The following is an 18,931-nucleotide window of genomic DNA, read 5'->3' as shown; positions in this document are numbered from 1 at the left end:
GTCGGAATCGAAAGATTCCTCCTACTCGATTGATAACCAAGTCTACTATGCATTAAATAATAGCTTTTTATTCGTTGTTGGATGAGGAATTTGAGCTATCTTCTAATAAGCTTTCACCAACACGCTTTAGTTTATTGGCTAAATTCATAATATCGATCACCAGGTCATAGCTGTAGTCTTCTCCTAGTACAGCTGTTGTACTCGCATCCTCAAATAGGCCTTCTTCTTCCATCTTTAAATGTTTAAACCAGTTCTCACTGCCATAGTAGTTAAGAAACAGTTGGAGGTTTGGTAGATATTTTTCAAAATTTTCGAGGGAATCAGACATGACCTCAATTTCTTTAGAAATCCTCAAAAAATTTTCTTCCATCTCATAAAAATTATCAGTATTTTTCAAGTTATCCCCAACTTTCTTAAAGCTTGTCAATTTGACGATTATTTTATTGCACTAATGATGGTGGTTAATATCGGAATGATTGATACGGTACTATAAATTCGGGCAAGAGAAGCAATGGGTTCCTCCCATGAAGGTGGTGCAATTAAAGCAATGCCGTAGAGCATAATAATAAAAATAAGATTTGTTAAAATCCTAGATAAAGCCTCACGCCAGCTTAAATGCTGTTTAAAATTAAATGCTTGCTGCCAAAAATGGATAAGTGATCTCATAATAAAGCGCCTTTCTATAAATGAATAAATAACTAAAAAAATCATAAACTAAAAGTAAATAGGAAGCAACAATATTTTTATGATCACTTATTCACAATGTATTTGCATTTAAATATATAAGGAGTAGAATGATAGATAAGGAGGGATTATGATGACTGACAATAAATTTCTAACTGGTAATGTAGATAACGACAAAAAGCCGTATATTTTAGATATTGAAAAAGAAACGTTAGAGAATACAAATTTTCGTACAACGATGTGGACAGGTAACAAGTTGCAGTTAACTGTTATGGAAATTCCTGTAGGCGGTGATATTGGTTTAGAAGTACATCATGAAAGTGATCAATTTATCCGTATCGAGCAAGGTGAGGGTCTTTGCCAGATGGGCCCTGCTGAGGACGATTTATCCTTTGAACAAAAAGTTGGAGAAGATGAAGCAGTCTTTGTGCCATTAGGTTTATGGCATAATATCACTAATCGGGGGAGCGTACCATTAAAACTTTACACTATTTATGCTAGTCCTGACCATGTACCTGGTACTGTTCATGCCACTCAAGAAGATGCCGAAAGCGATCCAAATGAATAAAATCTATTAAAGTATAAATAATAGTTAAATCAAGAAAACCGATGACCTTAAAGGCGTTATCGGTTTTTTTATGCTAGAAATCAATAAATATATATAAAAAGTTATGCTTTATGATAAATAGTATAGGTGGACAATTCTTAGGAATTTCTGTTAGCACTATTTTGTTATACAAGAAGGTCATGAAATCCTAAAATAAAGTAAATCACCACAATATACTTGAAAGAAGGAAATTTCATGACCTATTCAACTATTATAAAACAACTTTTCGATATTAGCGATAAAAAATATTAGAATCAGTGAGTTACTTGATGAGGAAACTTAAGATTGATCGGCTTAAATTCCTATTCTTTACTAATCTTCAAGAAAGTTTCTTCCATTTCATAAAAATTAAATTTATTATCCAATTTAGCATTAACTTCCATAAAATTTATTACCCATAGCATAGCCGTCTATTCAAGATAAATTAGATAATATCTAATTTAAGTTGAACAGCATATGCTATTGATTACTTTATTACTGCAATTCTTGGATATTGATAGCTTATTACTAAAGCATTCAAAGTAATTTACTCACTTATATAGACATGTTAACATACATTTAGAAAACGCTTTATTTATATAGACTAAATGAATGGAGTGTAAATGATGGATGTCACCCCCTATGATATTAAGTTAGTTGTTGTTGATATGGATGGCACCTTTATGCGGACAGATTATACTGATGATGTGGTAGCGCTTATGCTATGGAAAATGCGTCTGAAGAAGTCAAAGCAGTGACCGATGAATCTGTCCGTCAAATGATAACGATGGGGTTCTTGTTGCTTTAGACTAGCTATTTACTGTAGTTTAGGCTTATATAAAATGACTATTACTGTCGATACTAGGTTTTCTTAGAAAGGGTTGATTGCTGGTGAAAGATGTAAAAATGATATTCTTTGATATTGATGGTACTTTGATTGATATGGAGAAGAAACAAATTTCAGAGCGAATGCTAGAGACGCTAAAAGCGTTAAAAGAGCAGAATATTTTACTTTGCTTAGCAACCGGAAGAAGTCCAATTGCTTTACCGCAATTTGAAGATATTGATTTTGATGCTTACTTAACTTTCAATGGTTCATATTGTTTTAATCAAACAGAAAGTATTCATAAGCATCCAATTCCCACATCAGATATTAAGCAAATTATTGAAAATGCGCAGACTTTGAACCGGCCAGTTGCTATTGCCGCGAAAGATAAAACGATTGCGAATGGGAAAGATGAGGATTTAATTGATTACTTTTCTTTTGCTCACCAAGAAGTCATCGTATCGGAAGCATTTGATGAAACAATTGAAAATGAAAGTATCTATCAGTTGATGCTTGGTTCAACTAAAGAACACTATGATGTCATCATGAATAATACCACTGATTCAAAGATTACGGCCTGGTGGGACCGGGCTGTGGATATTATCCCAGCTTCTGCTGGAAAAGGCGCGGGAATTCGTAAAATACTTGATTATTATGGACTAGACAAGTCTCAAGCCATTGCCTTTGGCGACGGGAATAATGATATTGAGATGCTGGAAGCTGTTGGTTTTGGACTAGCTATGGAAAATGGTTCTGACCAATTAAAAGCAGTAGCTGACGAGGTAATCGGACATGTAGCTGAAGACGGTATTTACCACTTCTGTGTTGAACACGAATTAATTTAATAATAGCTATATTTTGTAATAGGGCACTTCTTATTTATTCTTTATAGAAGTGTCTTTTTGATTAAAAATAAAATATTTTTGATCAGTATTAAATTTAAAGTATTTTATTAGCATTTTAATCATTTTTTCATATATAATCATGTTATGAATCAGATAGGGAGTGTGTTATATGCCATTAGTGAGAATCGATCTTTTAGAAGGTAAGACAGCCGCATTTAAAACACAACTAGGTGAGTTAGTTTATGAAGCTATGCTTGAAACAATTGGCATTCCTGAAGAAGACAAGTTCGTAGTTGTGAATGATTTAAAAGCTGAAGAACTGATATTTTCTACCAATTACCTAGGTGTTGACCGTACAGATGGTATCGTGATCATTCAAATCACCATGAATGAAGGGCGTACAACTGAAGTAAAGAAAGCTTTATACAAGACGATTGCGGATAAATTAAATAGTCAATTAGAAATTCGCAAAGAAGATGTTTTCATCAATTTAATTGAAGTAAATAAAGAGAACTGGTCCTTTGGTAATGGCATTGCCCAATACGCAGAGTAAGCAGTATTACTACAAGTACATAAAAGCCATACCCTAGCTATCCCCATTTTTTTGAGATAGCTAGGGTATCTGTCATCTTAACCCAGGAGGGATTACCATATATTACAAATCATCTTATACCTCACCACTCGGACAAATCACTATCGTGAGCGACGAACAAACTATTAAAGGCCTGTGGTTTGCTGACCAAAAACATTTCGGTAGTCAATACGACTTGCAAACGATGACAGCAGCCGAAACACCGGTGATAATGCAAGTCAAAAATTGGTTGGATGCTTATTTTGCTGGTGAGAACCCTATCCTTGACCCGACTATTCTAGCACCAGAAGCAACACCTTACCGTCAGCAGATTCTGAACGCGTTGATGAATGTCCCTTACGGCCAAACAACTAGTTATAAAGAATTAGCGGATAAAGTTGCGTCAAATACTCCGGGAAAAAGAGGTTCAGCTCGTGCAGCTGGCGGTGCGGTTGGCCACAATCCCATTTCAATTCTAATTCCATGTCACCGGGTTGTAGCTACCAATGGCGCACTTACAGGTTATGCAGGTGGTATCGACCGCAAAATAGCTTTACTGGCTTTGGAAGGCTTTGATCAATCTAAACTAGATAACCATCAAGTATAAGTGGGACGGTCAGGGAAACTGATTCCTTGTTAAATGAAAATAAAAAGAAAAATATTACATATCGGCAAAATAATTTAGGGTGAGATAATGGATAAATTAGCAATTAGGAAATTATACGATACCTTATTGAATGAAATGGGCCCACAAGGTTGGTGGCCTGCTGAATCTAAGGTAGAAATCATCTTGGGGGCAATTCTTGTTCAAAATACCAATTGGCGTAACGTCGATAAGTCCCTAAATAATTTGAAATCAGCAACCGCCTTTTTGCCTGAAGAAATTTTAAGATTACCTGTAGCAAAATTGGAAGAATTGATTCGACCTAGTGGTTTCTACCGCAACAAGGCGCGTGCAATTCAAGCTAGTTTCCAATGGTTTGACCACCATAACTGGGATTATCAAGCTATACAGAATGCATACGGAAAACAGTTACGAAGTGAACTCTTGAAATTGCCTGGTGTAGGGTTTGAAACAGCTGATGTATTTCGCGTATTTATATTTGACCAACCAGCCTTCATCGCTGATGCCTACGCTAGGCGATTATTCAGTTGGTTGACAGACAAATCCTATGCAACCTATCAAAGCCTTTATCAAGATATCGTCTTACCGGATGATTTCACTTATGAAGAAGCCCAAGAATTTCATGGCTTAATTGACGAATTTGGCAAACTATATTTGAACAAAAATGGACAAGTAAAAGAAAATTTTTTATCTAAGATAGAACTACATTAGCGCTGGAAAATTGTAAAGCTAATGTAGTTTTTTTAGGCACAATTTTTAAAGAATAAAGAATCAGGTACTACTAGTTTCGAAAGGATATTTATATATTTTTTTTTAAGTTTTCGTATACCTAATTTTTTTAAAAGATACTAAAAAAACATTAGGTATTAAAGAGAATTTGAATGTTCTATAATGAAAACGGATACAAGAAGGTGGTGATTATCATAGACAGACATCAAATGAGATTGTTGAAAATCATTAAGGAAAAAGAGATTGTTACATATAACGAGCTAATTTCCATTCTTGGATGGACAAGATATATGATAAAGAAATATATTTCAGTAATTAATAAGCAATTTACAGAGGAACAAATTGATTTAAAAATCAATTATGAATCACGCATAGGAATTTATTTAACTGGTGAGGATATTGATGTTGTGTTTAATTCAAATCAAGGCTTAGATATCTTTTTAGACGATGATCGTCAGTTAGAGTTTATATCAATATTAATTAATTCTAATGGATACATTACAATTCAAGAAATTGCAGACAAAATGTTTTTAAGTAGATCATCAGTTGAAAACCTATTGAAAGAGACACGAACCATTTTACAAAAAAATGGACTAGAAGTGATAGGAACTAAAAATGGTATCAAGATAGATATAGATGAAATGGATAAACGAAAGTTAATTTCAAAAATTGTTAATTCATTTAAAAGTAAAATTGTTGCTTCACAAAGCACTAAAAACAAATTTAAGATGTCAATTAAATTTTCATCAGATGCTAAACAATTTATTGATATGGCTACATTGGATAAAGTCGCAGATGTTTTAAATGAATTTATTCATATAACTAATTTATATTTAACGGACTACGAATTTAACTCCTTGGCTATTCATTTAAGTATTTCTATAGAGAGAATTATTAAAGAATTTAAAGTTAAAGAGGTTAAATCTACTTCAGCACTTGAAAAAAATACAATTCGACTGAAGCAATTGATTGAAAAAGAGTTTGGAATCGTCGTTCCTTACTATGAACAAGAGTTTATGAATATCCATATAACTACTATACAGCAGAACCCTTATAATAAATCACATTATAAGGAGGATGTTATGGATATTGAAAGCGAAGGACTAAGCTATTTTACTGAATTAACACAGGGTTTGGTTAAGGATATTTCTGCAGATAGTATTTTAATTCATGATCTTTCTATCCATCTACGTAGTGCAGTTAATAGATTGAAAAATAATTTAGCAATTCGTAATCCTTATTTGGTTCAGATAAAAACTAATTTTATCGAAGCGTTTGAATACAGTAAGAAATTTGTTTCGGAGATAGAAAAAATTTTTAAGATTTCTTTTGATGAAGATGAGATAGCTTATGTTGCAATTCATATTCAATCATTTTTTGAGAGAATCCAAAGACGTAAAAATGTGGAGGCCTATATTGTCTGTAGTAGTGGTTTTGGAACATCCAAACTTTTGGAGCAACGCTTAAATAGTCTATTTGGGAATCAAATTAAGATAATCGGAACTGTTGGAATAAGAGAGATTGATGAAATAGAAATTTTAAACAAGTTGGTTATTACTACGGTTCCAATGACCAATACTCATGGAAATATAGTTTATGTTAGTCCTTTGCTACTTGAGAAAGATATTGAAAATATAAATAATAAAATTTCAGCTTTTAATGTAGATGATAATTCTTTTATCGAATTACTTTCTGAAAGTACCTTCTATCACAGTGAGGATACTTTAGCTACTAGAGATGATGTGATGAATATGATGATTGATGAGTTAGTTTCTCACCAATATGTAGAAGCAGAGATTCGAGAAAGTATATTTAATAGAGAAAAAATGTCTTCAACAGCATTGGGAGATTTTGCGATGCCCCATGGGGATTATCAATATGTAAAAAGATCTAGTATTTCAATCTACATTAATAAGAATGGTGTTGAATGGGGAGAAGAGAGTGTAAAAATTATATTTATGTTTCTATTGTCAAAGGAATTGAAACCAAAACTAAATGATATTTACAGTTTTTTCAATAAGGTCATAAGCTCTGAAAGAACGCTGCAGTTATTAATTCAAGCCGATACCTATCAAGAGTTTATAAAAGTATTACAAAATGAGGTGTATTGATGGAAGATGAACAAATTATTATTGACAAGCAAAATATTATTTTTAATTCAGATGCGAATAGTACAGCAGAAGTAATTCGAGAGTTAGCAGATACTTTATTCGAATGTGGACATATTACTGATATAGAGAAATTTATGGACTCAGTATTTGAGAGAGAGCGTGAGATTCCTACGAGTATAGGAAATGGAATAGCAATACCTCATGGAAAAAGTGATGTTGTTTTGACATCCAAGATATCTCTAGCAGTATTGAAAAAACCTATTGTATGGGATGGTAGTGATGATGAAGTTAAGTATATTTTCTTATTGGCAATTAAGGATGGAGACCAGGGTGATAATCACTTAAGGACATTAGCTAATTTAGCTAGTCGTTTGATGGATGATGAATTTGTAGAAATGCTAAAAGGAGCTACTAATATAAATGAACTTTCCTTTCAATAATTATTAATAAAAACAAAAGGTACTAAAGGGTTTGATAGTGTATTTTTAAGGAGAAGAAAATGAGTAAAAAAACAGTACATATGATTCCGCACACCCATTGGGATAGGGAGTGGTATTTTAATACTTCTAGATCAACGGTTTATTTGCTGAAACACGTAAAAGAAGTTATTGAAGTTTTAGAAAATGATCCAGAATTTAAAACATATATTCTGGATGCACAAAGTTCTTTAGTTGAAGACTATTTATCCTATCACCCAGAGGATGAGAATAGAATTAAGAAATTGGTAGCAGATAAAAGATTATACATAGGTCCCTGGTATACACAAAGTGACCAACTTGTTATTTCACAAGAATCGATAGTTCGCAATCTCTTATACGGATCAAAGAAAGCTAAACAGTTAGGACATTCGATGAGTATAGGATATGTACCTGATGCATTCGGACAAGGGGGTAATATGCCTCAAGTATATAGAAGTTTTGGAATTAAGAATGCAGTGTTTTGGCGCGGTGTTGCGGATTCAACATTTCCAGATACTCAATTTATTTGGAAGGGTACCGATGGTAGTGAAGTAACTGCAAATATTATGAGACATGGTTATAATTTTGGTGGAGAATTTGGTATACCTGAAAATATAGAAGAACAGACTTCTTATATAGAGAATTTTATTGAAACTTTAGAAAAAGAAAGTAATACTGACAATATTTATTTTCCATATGGCCATGACCAAGCACCAATTAGAGAGAACTTACCAGCACTTATAAAAGATTTTAATGAATTAGATTTATATAGAGAATATATTATGGGTGACCCCGAGAACTTTTTTAAAGAATTGAATAACAATTATTCAAAACTTAAAGTACTTGAAGGTGAATTTACTCAAGGAAAGCATAGTAGAATCCATAAAACTATTTTTTCAACCAGAGCAGATTTAAAACAATTGAATAATGAAATTGAGAATTTTATAGTCAATACCCTAGAGCCGGTATTGGTTATTGCAAATGAGTTAGGTATTGACTATCCTCATAGCACAGTTGAAAAAATTTGGAAACTAATGTTTGAAAATGCTGCACACGATAGTATTGGAGGTTGTAACAGCGATTCAACTAATAAGGATATTCTACAACGATATAAGGAAGCAAAGGATATTTCAAGTAATTTATTAGAGATAACTATGCGTAGCATTACGAATAAAATTCAATTTGATAAAGAGTTAAATATTACTACATTTAATCCGTTCCCTTATAAATATACTGGTGTAATTGAGGTTCAAGCGTATGTTCCCAATTTAGAATTTAGTATTTTCGATAGCCTTTCTCATCAGGAAATAGATTACGTAATAGAGGACTATCAAGAGCTAACAGAATATGTATTAAAACAAACAATAAAAATTGATTCAAGCAAACCGATTTATACACCAGATAAAGTATATCTGGTGAAATTGAAAGTTTGGGTAAGTGAATTACCAAGCCTAGGGTATCGTTCATTTTATATTAATCCAGATAATAAACCACAGCTGAATAATATTATGGAAGACACAGATAGTGATTTAATCGAAAATAATAAATATCAAATTAGTTTGAATAAAAATAATACCGTTAGAATAGTAGATAAGGAATCGAAAAAAGTATATGAAAATCAATTATTGTTGATTGATTCTGGAGATGACGGTGATTCTTATAACTTTTCACCACCTAGACAAGATTTAAAGATATCTTCAGAAGATGCAGAAAGAGTTTCGTATAAAATTGAAAAACACGCTAACCTAGAAAGGCTACAATATCATTTGTTAATGGCACTACCTTTCGATCTAGAAGAACGTGCTGAGAAAGTGCAGTCAACAAAGATGCCAATTACTGTAACTATTGATTTATTGAAAGATACCGAAACTATTAATGTAAATGTATCTGTGGAGAATAACGTTTTAAGTCACAAGTTAGTAGTTCAATTAGATACACAAATTCAAAGTGCATTTTCTTATGCGGACCAAATTTTCGGACCAATTCAAAGACCTGTTGAATTACCAGAAATGAACATATGGGAAAAAGAAGGATGGGATGAGACACCTATTTCTATTGAACCGATGCAAAGTTATGTTGCATTGACAAATGAAACAACCAGTTATGCAGTAATTACTGAAGGTGTTCGTGAATATGAAATTGTTGGAGAAAAATTCGAAAAAATTCAGTTAACTTTATTCAGAACATTTAGTCATATGGGAAAAGAGGATCTGCTATTCAGACCAGGGCGTGCTTCCGGAGAAACTATAGTAGAGACACCGGATGCTCAACTATTAGGGAAAATTAATTGCACCTTTGGAATTAATATTATCAATGAAAATTTAAACCAAGTAAACTTATCAAAAATTTCTAAAGAATATCTAACGATTATACCGTCATATCAAAATTCTGAATTCTTAAACGGTAGAATGATCTTCAGTCAAAAAAGACAAGAAAAATGCTTACCAAAAGCGTATTCGGAATTTGAATTGGATGATACAGATTTAGGTATCAGTGCGATAAAGGTTTCAGAATATTCTGGGGAAAAAGTGCTTCGAATTTTTAATCCGTACTATGATAAAAATATTAAAATTCCAGAAATATTAAGAAACAAGCCACAAGTTGAATTGGATGAAACAACGATAATTGAAGCGAAAAATGAATTAACACGGAATAAATTTATCACCATAAAATTAACAAATTAGAAATGGAGAGGATCACTATGAAAATTGTTGCAGTAACAGCCTGTATAGCAGGATTAGCTCACACGTATATGGCAAAATCAAATTTAGAAAAATCTGCGAAAGCAAAAGGGTATGAAATTAAGGTAGAAACGCAAGGAGCAATGGGAGTAGAAAATAGAATTACCCAAGAAGAGGTAGATTCAGCTGATGTAGTAATATTTGCTGTTGATACAAATGTGACAGACCGAGATCGATTTGAAGGGAAAAAGATTATCACAGTAGGTACTAAAGAAGCTATTCGTGATGGGGAATCTGTTATTGCTAAAGCTGAAGATGAAATTTAGAAGGAGATAGTAACATGACAGAAAGAAAAATTGGTAAAGAGATAGTAAATCATTTTCAAAGTGGTGTTTCCTATATTATTCCCTTGGTAACAGCTTCGGGTTTACTTACCTCAATTGCGGTTATTTTTGGTGGGACAGATGTATGGGACCATACGGATACTTTCTGGGGAGTAGTCCGTATGATTGGACAATCAGGATTAGGTTTTATCGTTCCTATGATTTCAGCATACATTGCATATTCAGTAGCTGATCGACCAGGACTTGCGCCTGGATTTATTACCGGATTAGTTGCTAGTTCCATGGGAACTGGATTTTTAGGGGGAATGATTACAGGTTTAGCAACTGGATATTTTGTTCAGTGGTTGAAAAAAATACCAGTCCATCAAAGTATTCAATCTCTTAAATCTATTATTATCATTCCATTTATAGCAACTGCTGTTGTTGGTGTGGCAATGTGGTATGTGGTGGGGCCACCAATCACTGCGCTAACCGTTGCTTTGACAACATGGTTAAATGGTATGACAGGTGCTAATGCGGTATTACTCTCTGCATTACTTGGTGCTATGATGGCGGTAGATATGGGGGGACCTATCAACAAGATTGCTTATGCTTTTGGTACTGCTGCATTTACTTCGGGCAGTTATATTGCTAGTACCGCAATGTTAATCGGTATTGGTCTACCAAACTTTGGTATGTGGTTAGCTACTATGCTAAATAAAGATTTATATAGTGATGCTGAGAGAGATAACGGTAAGACGGCATTAGTAATGGGATTAGTTGGAATCACTGAAGGTACAATACCATTCGCAGTGGCAGACCCAGCTAGAGTTATACCTAGTATCGTGGTGGGGACAGCTGTAGGTGCAGGTTTAAATGGTTTCTTCGGCTCAACACACCCTACGATGTTATCTACGTTTATGGCAATTCCGTTCACAAGTAATATTATCGGATATGTTATATCAGTTTTAGTGGGTGGTGTGGTCATTGCAGTGATGGTTAATTTCTTGAAATCTAGGGATAAGAAAGCAAAATAAAATTAATAATTAAATATTGTAATTATAGAAAAGTAGGTAGTTAAAATACTATCTACTTTTTATTTATGAAATATCAGTTAAATATTGTGTAAAATACTAATAAGCTGGAGTAAAATATTTTATTTTTTGATAAAGATAAAATAGTCTTCTAAAAAACAAGATATAAGATAGATGAGTACATTTTTATTAGAAATAGAAGTTAAAATCATATGTAGAAAATAATTTTTTTATGTGGAGGTATATATTGAAGAAGCATGATATTCAAAATTTATACGATACTTTGTTTGATACAGCATTTCTCATTAGGTATGGCTATTATGACGTTAATATGAGAAAGATTGAATCCAATAATATAAATGATAGATTATTAGAGGAGCATTACGGAAAATCAGAAAATTTTTATCTAAGAATTTTTAATTTACAAGATTTATCAAATTTGGTTAAGAAAAAAGATTTACGTTGTTTTTTTGATTTTGATGAAACTAATAAAAATGCAGATACAGAACCAATTTTATTTAATATTCCCAAGAATAAGTACACTAGAAGGGAATATAAAATGATTAATATTTTTAGTTATTTACAGCTATGTTATTTCATAGAAAAGAATAAGCAGGAATTTATTAATATTTTTATAGATAACAAGTTTTCGACTTCAAAGTATTTTAATCAGTTAGATTTTAACTTTAAATTTACAAAGCAAATTGAACAAAGATTGTTATATGTAGGTAATCGAATGCTAACTCTCGATTTGTCGAACTTTTATCATACACTATATACTCACAGTATTCCTTGGGTAATTACTGGGAAACAACAATCAAAAGCAAAACGTAGAGGAGGATTTGCGAATGATTTGGATACTTTAATTCAGAAGTGTCAATATACGGAAACACATGGGATACCAGTGGGAAATATAATTTCACGTATCATTGCAGAATTATACATGTGTCATATAGATAGATTAATGGAGGATAGAGGATATGTGTATTCAAGATATGTTGATGATATAAAATTTGTTTTTACTACTGATGCAGAAAAAGAAGCTTTTTTAACAGATTTTCATTCCCTCTGTAGAGACTTTAATCTCATACTAAATGATAATAAAACTAAAGAATATATTTTTCCTTTTGAAAATAATATTCAAAAAATAGATATATTTAATTACTTTGATGATTTTAATCAGAAAACAAAGGTTGAAAGTTGGAAAAATAGAATAAATAATTTTATAGATTTCTGTCTAATAGAAGAAGGAAAAGAAAATAAGGGAGCTATAAAGTGTATATTTTCTGTAATTATAAATAAAATGAAAGATTTAAAATTAACAGGAAGTTATATTCAAGAAATTTTACTAACGAGAGAAAATGTAACTCATCAAAATTTATATGAGAGAATTTTAGATATATCTCTAAAAGACTCTAGTTTATCTAATAAATTTCTAAATTTGACTGAAAACTTAGTAGAACTTGGAATTGACAAGAAACAAATAAAGCAGATTGTTAAAGAATATGTTTTAGAGAATGAAAAGAACTTAATTCAAAAATTAGATGATTCAGTTATTAATGGCTGGAATCAAGAAGTTTATCAATTACTTCTATATTCAGTAATATTTGATTTATCTGCTATAGCGACAGAAGAAAAATTAATTGATATTCTTTCTAAGGATCTCGATGATTACTCTAAATGTTTATGTGTAATTCTTTGGTTAAAAGAAAAGTATGAAGTTGAAAAACTTTTATCTATATTAGAGAATGTTCTGTCAGAAATTCACTTGAATTATGATGAAGGTAGCATTAGAATGCAAGAAAGATATTGGTTATTAAGATATTTCATGTATCATTTGATTCAGAATAATCTAATACCAAATCAACAACTAAATAATCATTTTTCAAAATGTAACACTAACAAAAAAAGCCAACTAGTAGAATCAGAGTTGAATAAGGACTATGTTCTCGATATTAACACTAGTATGAAGAAAAGCAAAAGAATGATTAATCAGTTTTATAAACTCTTATTAGATGAAAATGTTGCTCTAGTTGAACTAAGAACTATTGATGATGTGTTATTTGAGTTTATATAATAATTCCAAATATTAACTAACATTAAATACCCTATAATGTATATTTTCTATTCAAAATACATTTAAGGGTTTACATTTTCATTTTATTGCCGTAAGATATCACCATAAACAGTCAAATAAAATCTTCAGGGCAGGGTGTAATTCCCGACCGGCGGTAAAGTCCGCGACCTCCTTTAGTTAGGGGCTGACTCGGTGTAATTCCGAGACCGACAGTAGAGTCTGGATGGAAGAAGAGTAGAAACAAAATAAACGAATACTATTGCTATATAGTTTATTTGTGTGCCCTAGGAATCTAATTTCTAGGGCTTTTTTTCGTCACTCTGACTAGATTTTTTGTTGTTTAGAGAAAGGATGAGTGAATGAAAGACTATATGCAAGAAGCACTTGACTTAGCCAAATTAGGCCAAGGTTGGACAAGGTCTAATCCTATGGTTGGTGCAGTTATCGTGAAAGATGATCAAGTCATCGGCCGAGGTTACCATCAGCAGTATGGTGGTTTACATGCGGAAAGAGAAGCATTAAAGGATGCTAGCGAAAAAGGATATGATGTAAAAGGGGCAACCATGTATGTCACCCTTGAACCTTGTTGTCATTTCGGCAAAACACCGCCTTGTACACAAGCTATTATTGAAGCGGGTATTGAAAAAGTGGTGATTGCTGCAACTGACCCTAACCCACTAGTTGCTGGAAAAGGGATTCAGGAATTAAGAAAGCACAATATTAAAGTAGAAACGGGTCTTTTGGCTGAAGAAAGCGAAGACTTGAACCGTAAATTCAATTATTTTATGACCCACCAACAGCCCTATGTCACCATGAAATATGCCATGACCCTAGATGGGCGGACAGCTGCCTATACTGGGGATTCTAAGTGGATAACGGACAAAACTGCACGAGAGCATGTGCATTATCAACGCCACAGTAATCAAGCCATCATGATTGGTATAGGGACAGCGCTTGCTGATGATCCAATGTTAACTGTTCGAATTGATGACTTTGAAGGCATTAACCCTATCCGTATTGTTTGTGATACTAGCTTGAAGCTGCCCTTAACCAGCCAATTAGTGAAAACTGCTAAGGAAACACCAACAATTGTTGCAACAACCAATCAAAATCCACAAGATCACCAATCCTATCAAGAAGCTGGTTGTCAGTTATTAGTTGTAAAAGCAAAGAATGGCAAGGTAGATTTACTTGATTTAATCACCCAACTGGGCCAGCAAGGTATTCAAAGTATTTATGTTGAAGGTGGCTCAAAACTAAACGCGTCGCTACTTGAAGCTGGTTTAATACAAGAAATCCACACTTATATTGGACCTAAAGTTATTGGTGGTTTTAATCAGTATAGTCCTATCAGTGGTTTTGGTTTTCCAAAGATCAATCGAGCACTCACAAGTGATATCCAAGCAATTACGCCATTAGGTAAAGACCTTTTGATAGAAAGTAGGGTGGATTAAATGTTTACAGGAATTATTGAAGACATTGGCCGTATTGAAAGTATCAAGGCTATCAACAATCGTGCAGGACTTTTTTTGACCATTGCTTCTGAAAAAATAGTAGCCGATGTCAATCTAGGTGACTCTATTAGTGTGAACGGCATTTGTCTGACCGTGATGAATTACACCGATACCAATTTCCAAGTGGAAGTGATGCCAGAAACGATTGCGAAAACGTCTTTAGAAGGCATTACGCGCAATAGCCAAGTGAATCTGGAACGGGCGATGAAGGCAAACGCGAGATTTGGTGGTCATCTTGTAAGTGGCCATATTGATGGTATTGGTAAAATCACCGCAATTGAGGCAGATGGTATCGCTAATTGGTACACGATTCAAACAAGTAAAGACCTAATGCGCTATATCATTATGAAAGGGTCTATTGCGATTGATGGTACAAGTTTAACGGTTGCTGGAGCTGAAGGAGATAGTTTCAAAGTTTCCATTATCCCTCACACGAGTGAACAAACCATTTTTTCAACCTATCAAGTAGGCACTATCGTGAATTTAGAAAATGATATTGTCGGTAAATATATTGAGCAATTTACAGTGAAGGAGCGAGTTTAGATGGAATTTTCAACAGTCGAAGACGCATTAACAGCTTTACAAGCAGGTCAAATTATTATGGTTTTGGATGATGAGAATAGAGAAAATGAAGGGGACTTAATTTGTGCAGCAGAGTTTGCCACAACAGCGAATATCAATTTTATGGCAACTCATGCTAAAGGGTTGATCTGTCAGCCAATGAGCCGAGAAACTGCTGATAGATTAAACTTGTCGCCAATGGTGAATGATAATACAGACCCACATACGACCGCATTTACGGTATCCATTGATCATAAAGAGACGAGTACAGGTGTATCCGCAGTAGAACGCGGGTTAACCATGCGTGAAGTAGCAAATCCGGCTAGTCAGCCTAGTGACTTTAACCGCCCGGGACATGTTTTCCCATTAGTGGCGAAAGAGAATGGTGTGCTGGAGCGAAACGGTCATACAGAAGCAACGGTTGATTTGATGAAATTGGCTGGACTAAATCCAGTGGGAGTTTGTGTAGAAATTATGCGCGAAGACGGTACGATGATGCGCCAAGCCGAATTACTTGAGCAAGCAGAGAAATGGCAGATGCCAGTCATCACCATTAAAGGGTTACAAGATTACAGGATGAAAACTGAGCGTCATACCCACCATGTATCACAAGCTAAAATGCCGACAAAATTTGGTGAATTTACTATCCATACTTTTATCAACGACATAGATAATCAAGAACATGTGGCTTTGGTAAAAGGGGATATTTCAGGTAAGGGACAGGTCTTAACGCGTCTGCATTCTGAATGCTTAACGGGCGATGTGTTGGGATCCAACCGGTGTGACTGCGGAGAACAATTACATGAAGCTTTACGAAAAATCAACGAAGCTGGCCAAGGCGTTCTCTTATATTTAAGACAGGAAGGTCGCGGTATTGGCTTAATCAATAAGATAAAAGCCTACCAATTACAGGAAGAGGGACTGGATACTGTAGAAGCCAACCATGCTTTAGGCTTCCCCGATGATTTAAGGGAATACCATACGGCTGCACAAATGTTGGAAGAACTGGGTGTGACATCTATTGACCTGATGACCAACAACCCTGATAAGATCGCACAATTAGAGGCATCTGGCATCCAAGTAGCGAACCGCGTGAGTATTGAAATGGCTGCTAATCCGGATGATGAAAACTACTTAATCACTAAAAAAGTAAAAATGGGTCACTTATTAGACTTATAAAATACGGAGGAAAAGAAAATGAACATTATTCAAGGAAAATTGTACAACGGAGAAGATATTAAAATTGGGATTGTAATTGCGCGATTCAATGATTTTCTAACGAAGAGTTTACTAAGTGGTTGTGAAGATGGCCTTACACGTTCAGGCGTTTTGACAGAAAATATCGATGTTGCTTGGGTACCAGGTGCCTATGAAATTCCACTCACTGCAGCGACGATGGCAGAGACTGGAAAATATGATGCAATTATTACGCTTGGTGCTGTGATTAGAGGGGCTACAAGTCACTTTGATGTGGTGGTTAATCAAGCGTCAAGTGGGGTATCTCAAGTGGGTCTAACGCATAAATTACCGGTTATCTTTGGTGTTTTAACGGTCGAAAATATTGAACAAGCCATTGAACGTTCTGGTACTAAAGCTGGTAACCTTGGCTTTACCTATGCAACGAATGCTATTGAAATGATTAATTTATTCAAGGAAATTAAACAAAAATAAGTTATTAAGCCATATGAAAACATCTCTAACACCATAAGGCTAGCTTTAATTTTCAATCATGGTAAGATGGGAGTTGGGAAAATAAAGCGCATTCAAGTAATACCCAAGCTTTTTGTTCATTTGCGCAAAAAAATTAAGGAGACTTCATATGACGATTCAATTTAAACAAACATTAGCGCCAACCAAGGATAATTCTGGAAAACCTATCATTTTAAGTGACGCTACCTTCGCTCAACGTAAAGAAAAAGTGCTTCAATTGATGCGAAAATATGACTTCTCATCATTGATGATTTACGCAGACAAGGAACACGGCAGTAACTTTGAATATTTAACTGGTTTTATTCCACGATTTGAAGAAGCTGTGCAAGTAATCAACCAAGACGGGACGTCAACATTGATTTTAGGTAATGAGAATTTCAATAAGACGAGTATGTCACGTACAAAAAGTGAAGGCATTCTTTGCCCATTCTTCTCTTTACCAAACCAACCTATGGATTTTACGAAAACTTTCGCAGACTATCTTAAAGACGCTGAAGTAGATGCTTCTAAACGAATTGGTTTAGTAGATTGGAAGCTTTTATCGAATGATATGAATAACTTCCACGACCATCATTCAGTACCTGCATTTATTGTGGACGGCATACATGAGGTTTTTGGTGCTGATAAAGTTGTGAATGCAACGCAACTATATATGCATCCAAAAGAGGGTGCTCGTGTGACAAACAATGCAGAGGAAATCGCTCGTTATGAATATGGTGCTTCCCTTGCTTCTGATGCTGTTCTTGAAGCAATGAACCAGCTAACTATTGGTCAAAGCGAGTTAGAAGCTGGAAATCACTTAAATCGTGATGGACAATATCCTTCTGTTGTGACCATTGCAGCCTTTGGCGATCGCTTTAAGGGCGCGAACCTTTATCCAACTTATAATACACTAAGTGATGGTGATAAAGTTGCATTAACTGTAGCCTATAAAGGGGGCTTGTCTAGCCGGTCTGGCTATGCAGTGAAAGACGAAAGTCAGCTCGCAGAACGTGATCCAGGATACTTAGAAGAAGTGGTTTACCCATATTTCAAAGCGTATAAGTGGTGGTTAGATCATTTAACTATTGGTACAAAGGGTGGCGACTTCTACCAAGCATTTAGTGAGTTCTATCCGCAAGCGACCTATGGCTGGAACTTGTGCCCAGGGCATTTAGTAGCTGACGAAGAATGGTTAAGCTCACCATTCTATCAAGACTCTGATGCAGTCATTCAAAGTGGCTACATCTTCCAATTAGACTTTATTCCTTCACAAGCAGGGCACAATGGTGTATCGGCTGAATCAACGATTGCGGTTGCGGACGCAGCACTACGCGAAGAGATTAAGATTAAACAACCAGAACTTTGGTCGAGAATCTCTAAACGGAAGGATTATCTAAAAGAAGCATTAGGTTTAGCGTTACCAGAACATTTACTACCTTTAGCGAGTACCTTTGCCTACTATAGACCATTCTTATTAGACAAAAAAACTGCTATCTACTTTGGATAAAAAAATCCCCCTCAAGATTGGTTAACCGGACTTGAGGGGTTTTTGTCTATTTCTAAGTGAATAATGACGGACTATCCTAACGGAATTGCCATAAAGATGTTAATATA

The 18,931-nt window shown here is 34.3% G+C and carries 18 protein-coding genes, 1 pseudogene and 1 riboswitch; of the genes and pseudogenes, 17 read left to right on the top strand and 2 right to left on the bottom strand.

Annotation, left to right across the window (positions count from 1 at the left end; all coding sequences use genetic code 11):
• Positions 1-67 precede the first annotated feature (67 nt).
• Together HMPREF3116_RS00915 and HMPREF3116_RS08715 are read right to left on the bottom strand one after the other, a co-directional pair.
• Complete coding sequence (locus tag HMPREF3116_RS00915) at positions 68-397, bottom strand: DUF4298 domain-containing protein (RefSeq protein WP_246819004.1); 330 nt, start codon at positions 395-397, stop codon at positions 68-70.
• Positions 398-435: 38 nt separating this feature from the next.
• The gene (locus HMPREF3116_RS08715) at positions 436-666 is read right to left on the bottom strand and encodes a hypothetical protein (protein WP_083272700.1); all 231 of its coding nucleotides are present in this window, start codon (positions 664-666) and stop codon (positions 436-438) included.
• A gap of 151 nt (positions 667-817) precedes the next feature.
• Here HMPREF3116_RS08715 and HMPREF3116_RS00910 point away from each other — a divergent pair, with 151 nt between their 5' ends.
• From HMPREF3116_RS00910 to HMPREF3116_RS00835, 17 genes and pseudogenes are all read left to right on the top strand, one after another.
• On the top strand, positions 818-1,252 hold the full coding sequence (locus tag HMPREF3116_RS00910; protein WP_070466992.1) for a cupin domain-containing protein: 435 nt from the start codon (positions 818-820) through the stop codon (positions 1,250-1,252).
• A gap of 644 nt (positions 1,253-1,896) precedes the next feature.
• Positions 1,897-2,028 carry a hypothetical protein gene (locus HMPREF3116_RS09265; protein WP_256365708.1) on the top strand — a complete coding sequence of 44 codons (132 nt, stop codon included), beginning with the start codon at positions 1,897-1,899 and terminating at the stop codon, positions 2,026-2,028.
• 133 nt (positions 2,029-2,161) lie between these two features.
• A complete protein-coding gene (locus tag HMPREF3116_RS00905) occupies positions 2,162-2,941 on the top strand; it encodes a Cof-type HAD-IIB family hydrolase (RefSeq protein ID WP_070466990.1) in 780 nt (259 codons plus the stop codon).
• Positions 2,942-3,110: 169 nt separating this feature from the next.
• Positions 3,111-3,494, top strand: coding sequence for a tautomerase family protein (locus HMPREF3116_RS00900; protein ID WP_070466988.1), 384 nt, complete (start codon positions 3,111-3,113; stop codon positions 3,492-3,494).
• Between the two features lie 97 nt (positions 3,495-3,591).
• On the top strand, positions 3,592-4,119 hold the full coding sequence (locus HMPREF3116_RS00895; RefSeq protein WP_070466986.1) for a methylated-DNA--[protein]-cysteine S-methyltransferase: 528 nt from the start codon (positions 3,592-3,594) through the stop codon (positions 4,117-4,119).
• Positions 4,120-4,206: 87 nt separating this feature from the next.
• Entirely contained in the window at positions 4,207-4,848 is a 642-nt protein-coding gene (locus HMPREF3116_RS00890) for an endonuclease III domain-containing protein (protein WP_070466985.1), read from the top strand.
• 170 nt (positions 4,849-5,018) lie between these two features.
• On the top strand, positions 5,019-6,977 hold the full coding sequence (locus tag HMPREF3116_RS00885) for a BglG family transcription antiterminator (RefSeq protein ID WP_070466982.1): 1,959 nt from the start codon (positions 5,019-5,021) through the stop codon (positions 6,975-6,977).
• Complete coding sequence (locus HMPREF3116_RS00880) at positions 6,977-7,417, top strand: PTS sugar transporter subunit IIA (protein ID WP_070466981.1); 441 nt, start codon at positions 6,977-6,979, stop codon at positions 7,415-7,417. Before HMPREF3116_RS00885 ends, HMPREF3116_RS00880 begins: the two co-directional genes overlap by 1 nt.
• A 59-nt stretch (positions 7,418-7,476) precedes the next feature.
• A complete protein-coding gene (gene mngB / locus HMPREF3116_RS00875) occupies positions 7,477-10,119 on the top strand; it encodes a mannosylglycerate hydrolase (protein WP_070466979.1) in 2,643 nt (880 codons plus the stop codon).
• Positions 10,120-10,136: 17 nt separating this feature from the next.
• Positions 10,137-10,442, top strand: a complete 306-nt coding sequence (locus HMPREF3116_RS00870) for a PTS fructose transporter subunit IIB (RefSeq protein WP_070466978.1) — start codon at positions 10,137-10,139, stop codon at positions 10,440-10,442.
• A 14-nt stretch (positions 10,443-10,456) separates the two neighbouring features.
• Positions 10,457-11,476: a PTS fructose transporter subunit IIC gene (locus tag HMPREF3116_RS00865; RefSeq protein WP_070466977.1), complete on the top strand. Its 1,020-nt coding sequence runs from the start codon at positions 10,457-10,459 to the stop codon at positions 11,474-11,476.
• Between the two features lie 244 nt (positions 11,477-11,720).
• Positions 11,721-13,550, top strand: a complete 1,830-nt coding sequence (locus HMPREF3116_RS00860; protein ID WP_210382467.1) for an RNA-directed DNA polymerase — start codon at positions 11,721-11,723, stop codon at positions 13,548-13,550.
• Between the two features lie 117 nt (positions 13,551-13,667).
• A riboswitch (FMN riboswitch) is annotated at positions 13,668-13,789 on the top strand.
• Positions 13,790-13,909: 120 nt separating this feature from the next.
• Positions 13,910-15,024 (top strand): annotated as a pseudogene (gene ribD, locus HMPREF3116_RS00855) (bifunctional diaminohydroxyphosphoribosylaminopyrimidine deaminase/5-amino-6-(5-phosphoribosylamino)uracil reductase RibD).
• Positions 15,005-15,607, top strand: a complete 603-nt coding sequence (locus HMPREF3116_RS00850) for a riboflavin synthase (RefSeq protein ID WP_070466973.1) — start codon at positions 15,005-15,007, stop codon at positions 15,605-15,607. The pseudogene ribD and the gene HMPREF3116_RS00850 overlap by 20 nt, the downstream one beginning before the upstream one ends.
• Positions 15,608-16,804, top strand: a complete 1,197-nt coding sequence (locus HMPREF3116_RS00845) for a bifunctional 3,4-dihydroxy-2-butanone-4-phosphate synthase/GTP cyclohydrolase II (RefSeq protein ID WP_070466972.1) — start codon at positions 15,608-15,610, stop codon at positions 16,802-16,804.
• 18 nt (positions 16,805-16,822) lie between these two features.
• Positions 16,823-17,296, top strand: a complete 474-nt coding sequence (gene ribE / locus HMPREF3116_RS00840) for a 6,7-dimethyl-8-ribityllumazine synthase (RefSeq protein ID WP_070466970.1) — start codon at positions 16,823-16,825, stop codon at positions 17,294-17,296.
• Between the two features lie 148 nt (positions 17,297-17,444).
• Positions 17,445-18,824: a M24 family metallopeptidase gene (locus tag HMPREF3116_RS00835; RefSeq protein ID WP_070466968.1), complete on the top strand. Its 1,380-nt coding sequence runs from the start codon at positions 17,445-17,447 to the stop codon at positions 18,822-18,824.
• The last annotated feature ends 107 nt before the right edge of the window (positions 18,825-18,931 follow it).

Source organism: Aerococcus sp. HMSC10H05 (assembly GCF_001806975.1).
Classification (GTDB): Bacteria; Bacillota; Bacilli; order Lactobacillales; family Aerococcaceae; genus Aerococcus; species Aerococcus viridans_B.
Note: the sequence above shows the minus strand (reverse complement) of the source record. Positions and strands in the feature narration are given on the sequence as shown.

What these genes read in the sequence shown, in the direction of transcription:
- HMPREF3116_RS08715 (WP_083272700.1), bottom strand. Translation starts at nt 666, where the DNA reads ATGAGATCACTTATCCATTTTTGGCAGCAAGCATTTAATTTTAAACAG.
- HMPREF3116_RS00910 (WP_070466992.1), top strand. Translation starts at nt 818, where the DNA reads ATGACTGACAATAAATTTCTAACTGGTAATGTAGATAACGACAAAAAG.
- HMPREF3116_RS09265 (WP_256365708.1), top strand. Translation starts at nt 1,897, where the DNA reads ATGGATGTCACCCCCTATGATATTAAGTTAGTTGTTGTTGATATGGAT.
- HMPREF3116_RS00900 (WP_070466988.1), top strand. Translation starts at nt 3,111, where the DNA reads ATGCCATTAGTGAGAATCGATCTTTTAGAAGGTAAGACAGCCGCATTT.
- HMPREF3116_RS00890 (WP_070466985.1), top strand. Translation starts at nt 4,207, where the DNA reads ATGGATAAATTAGCAATTAGGAAATTATACGATACCTTATTGAATGAA.
- HMPREF3116_RS00885 (WP_070466982.1), top strand. Translation starts at nt 5,019, where the DNA reads ATGTTCTATAATGAAAACGGATACAAGAAGGTGGTGATTATCATAGAC.
- HMPREF3116_RS00880 (WP_070466981.1), top strand. Translation starts at nt 6,977, where the DNA reads ATGGAAGATGAACAAATTATTATTGACAAGCAAAATATTATTTTTAAT.
- mngB (WP_070466979.1), top strand. Translation starts at nt 7,477, where the DNA reads ATGAGTAAAAAAACAGTACATATGATTCCGCACACCCATTGGGATAGG.
- HMPREF3116_RS00870 (WP_070466978.1), top strand. Translation starts at nt 10,137, where the DNA reads ATGAAAATTGTTGCAGTAACAGCCTGTATAGCAGGATTAGCTCACACG.
- HMPREF3116_RS00865 (WP_070466977.1), top strand. Translation starts at nt 10,457, where the DNA reads ATGACAGAAAGAAAAATTGGTAAAGAGATAGTAAATCATTTTCAAAGT.
- HMPREF3116_RS00850 (WP_070466973.1), top strand. Translation starts at nt 15,005, where the DNA reads ATGTTTACAGGAATTATTGAAGACATTGGCCGTATTGAAAGTATCAAG.
- HMPREF3116_RS00845 (WP_070466972.1), top strand. Translation starts at nt 15,608, where the DNA reads ATGGAATTTTCAACAGTCGAAGACGCATTAACAGCTTTACAAGCAGGT.
- ribE (WP_070466970.1), top strand. Translation starts at nt 16,823, where the DNA reads ATGAACATTATTCAAGGAAAATTGTACAACGGAGAAGATATTAAAATT.
- HMPREF3116_RS00835 (WP_070466968.1), top strand. Translation starts at nt 17,445, where the DNA reads ATGACGATTCAATTTAAACAAACATTAGCGCCAACCAAGGATAATTCT.